2 protein-coding genes are annotated in these 3,317 nt (G+C 63.5%); both read right to left on the bottom strand.

What is annotated here, in order from left to right:
• Nucleotides 1-781: 781 nt before the first annotated feature.
• Complete coding sequence (locus tag I6F10_RS19690; protein WP_114488093.1) at nucleotides 782-2,935, bottom strand: phage terminase large subunit family protein; 2,154 nt, start codon at nucleotides 2,933-2,935, stop codon at nucleotides 782-784.
• A partial coding sequence (locus tag I6F10_RS19685) for a DUF1441 family protein (protein ID WP_197099287.1) occupies nucleotides 2,936-3,317 on the bottom strand: 382 nt, incomplete at its 5' end.

The following is a 3,317-nucleotide window of genomic DNA, read 5'->3' as shown; positions in this document are numbered from 1 at the left end:
TCTCGCTTGAAGGCCCTGCTCGCGCAGGCTCCAAGAATCCGTAGGTGGATCAGCCCCTTCCCCTTTCGCGTTTGAGAGCGCGCCGGCTTAGGGTCCGACCGGAGGACCGTTACTGGGTGTAACCCAGCCTCTTCGTCACCGAAATCTTCCAGTTGGTTTGAGAGCCTTTCGACTTTTAAACTCCGGCCACTGGTTGCGCTGGCCTGGTTCGTATTATCGCGTTTGCGAAATAAAGGTCAAGGGTTTTTAAGCGCAGGCCCGTGCCATTTTGGCATTTTTGCGATTTGCTGAGCGCGCAGCTTGAGTGCTCGCAACCCAGTTCATCAAGCCGCGTCCGTAGGCGCCTGCCTGACGCTGCTGGGACGTGCGTGTGCCGTCGCCAATGGTGAAACGACGACCTGGGCCGCGTTTGGTGTGGCTGGCCGAGCGCATCTTGCCGTAACCTGGCAGGCCCACGTTGGCTACGCCGAGGTGCTGCAGCAGTTGGCAGGCCGTGTTTGGGCCACTGGCCTTGACGCGGTNCCTGGCAGGCCCACGTTGGCTACGCCGAGGTGCTGCAGCAGTTGGCAGGCCGTGTTTGGGCCACTGGCCTTGACGCGGTACGCCTCCATGCTCTGGGTCACCTTTTCAGATGCTGCACCAAGAGCAGCAAAAGCGGCTGCCTTGAGGGACAAAGAACGGGGCTCGGACGGTTGCATATTTGCCTTTCAAAAAGATCGTCGGACTGACGTTGTTGCGATGTGTGTAATTTAGCAAACGCGCAAGAAGTCGTCAAGCGATTTCAATACTGCGCCACCGCACTTCGCCGTGGCCTGCGCACAGGCCGGAGTACGCGCACTTCTTCTGCAGGTGGTAAGGCGATAACGCTGTTTTCCTGCGCTGCTCGGCGATCTTCGCGCGCCACGATCTCGCTGTTGCGGTCGAGCGGCGCCAGCCATGGCTGCACGACGTTCCAGTCCTTGATCTTGTCGAGCTGCATGCGCAGCATACCCGCCATCATCATCCGGCAAAGGTCAAAGCTCTCGTTGCGCTTGCGGACCTTCTGCCAGGTGCCGTTCTTGCCGCGCACCTCGGCCTCCAGCTCGTCAAAAAACGCCTGTGGCAGCCAGCCGTCGGGGTTCTGTGTGGGGTGTTTCGGCTGAGGGAAGTGGTAGAAACCCGGCCCCGGCATGGTCCGACGCAGGCCCGCCGCCACCATGTCCGACAGCAGGTTCGGGTTGCAGATCAGCAGAGGGATGTCGCCCTTGGTCCCTTTGCGGCCACTCACTAGGGTCTCCCGGATGATCGGTGCCTTGGGCTCGGACGCACCCTTGTAGAGCGTGACGCGGTGCGCATGTCCGGCCTTGCGCACGCGCCGATACCAGGCGTAGGCGTTATGGGTCACGCCGTCCTCGCCCCCGGTGTCCACCGTGAGCATGCGGATTTTGATCTCTCGGTTGGGGTCCGGTGTCTTCCACGTGGCGTCGAGCAGCTTGTCCGTCAGCACATCCCAATCTTCAGGAAAGCTGGCGGGGTCGATAGGGGCAAACTCGCTTCCCATTCCGGGCCTTTTCGAGTGTTTTATCTCGAAACGATCCACCAACCACTGCTCCATGTGCACGCCGACGGCGTGGAGTTGCACCACGAAGCGCGCGTTCACCCCGCCCTGCACGTCCACGGAGGCCGAGAGCATGCGTGTCTGCTCGGGTACCTGGTAGCGGATCAGGTCGTTTTCAGCGCGGTCCTGCGGTCGGGCACGTCCTGATTGGGACTCCTTCAGGTGCCGCGAGATGTACGGCATGCCCTGGTCCACGTTGATCGCGTTCTTCAGGGCCTCTTCCGATCCGCTGAGGGCATAGTGGCGCAGGCCCTGCAGGTGGCGCACTAGGATAGAGCGCCACGGTTGGAACGCCGCCGCCACGCCGCCCAGCCAGAACCCGGCGATGGAAGATGTCATGCCCTCGCCCACCAGTTCGTCGTCAACGGTCAGTGTCATGCCGTCCCGCAGCCACCGGCCGTTGGCGTTCAGAGCCTTCTTCTGGTCGGCGCCGTGCAGCGACCCACAGTGGGGACACACGATCTTGGCGTAGTGCTCGGCGAGCTTGTCCAGGTTGGCGCTGCGCACCGTCTCCAGCAACTCGTCGTCCGGGGGTAGGTTGAACAGACCAACACCGGGCGCGGCTTCAAACCACTCGCGGCAGTCGTGGCACTTCCAGTACCACCGGCGCCGGTCGCTGGTGTTGTAGATGCCAACCACTCCGCGCACCGGCGGGGCCTCGTGCGGGGTAGACGGTTTCCAGTTCGGGTCTTCGATGTCGCGCCCGGGGCTGGACTCAACCAGGCACATGCCGCGCGACAGGAAGGTCTGCGTGCGCTTGAGCCCCAGCGGGAACGGCGCGCCCTCGCCGCCCACGTCGTCCGGCATACGGTCGTAGTCGGTGAAGGCCACGTAGCGATAGGTGGAGCCGGACAGGTTGCTGACGGTGGGCCAGCCGATCTTGAGCCACATGCCGTGGCGAAAGCTCTTGTCGAACGTGTTGTCGGCGTTGGCGTTGCGCGAGACGAGCGCAGCCAAGTCCGGGCTGTGGCGCAGTGCGCGGTCCACGGTGGTCTTGGAGAACTCGCGCGCCTTCTCTTGGGACATGTGGATGATAGCCATGTCGCCAGGGTCGTTGACCACGGCGTGCGCCATCCAGCCGGTGATCAACCCCTCGGTTTTCCCGCACCGTGCTGGACCGACGAAGGCGACGGCCTCGTGCCGGCGGCTCGCCAGCGTGTCGATTGGCTCGCACATGTAGGGTGTTTCGGTGGCCGACCATGGGGCGGTGGTGCCGCCGGTCTGCTTGACGATCAGCGAGGCGGCCGCGCCTTGGCTGACGGAAACCCGCTTGGGTGGTCGGAACGCTGCGTGAGGGGAGAAAACGTCCTGTACCGCTTTGGTGAAATCGTCTGCCACTCAGCCTCCGAACAATTCGAACTCTTCAGCCAAGGTGTTCAGTGCGTCGTCAATCGTCTTGCTCACCGTTTCGCAGGTCTCCGGTGCCACGCCCTCGCGCCGCTCCAGCAGGTCGGGGATTGAGCGCAGGGTCTGGGCGATGGATGCGAACGCGGTGGCGCAGGCTTCGCGCACAGCCTCGCGCTTCACGTACTCGCCCTCCTTGATGCGGTAGTCCAGCTCGACAGTCTTGGCCGTCCATGCCTCCTTGCGCGCCCGGGAGACGGCGTACTCAACCTCGCCCGCGTCCTCCAGTTCCTTGCGCACCTGGTCCTCGAACACCTTGGGCTTGCGGCCAGCGTTCTCGCGTTTGCCGCCCAGCCGGGGCACGTCGATCTCGATG

Origin of the sequence: Pseudoalteromonas sp. SWYJZ98, from assembly GCF_015864495.1 — a bacterium.
In the GTDB taxonomy this organism is placed as follows: Bacteria; Pseudomonadota; Gammaproteobacteria; order Enterobacterales; family Alteromonadaceae; genus Pseudoalteromonas; species Pseudoalteromonas distincta.
The sequence above is the reverse complement of the archived record's forward strand: the minus strand, read 5'-3'. Positions and strand labels throughout refer to the sequence as shown.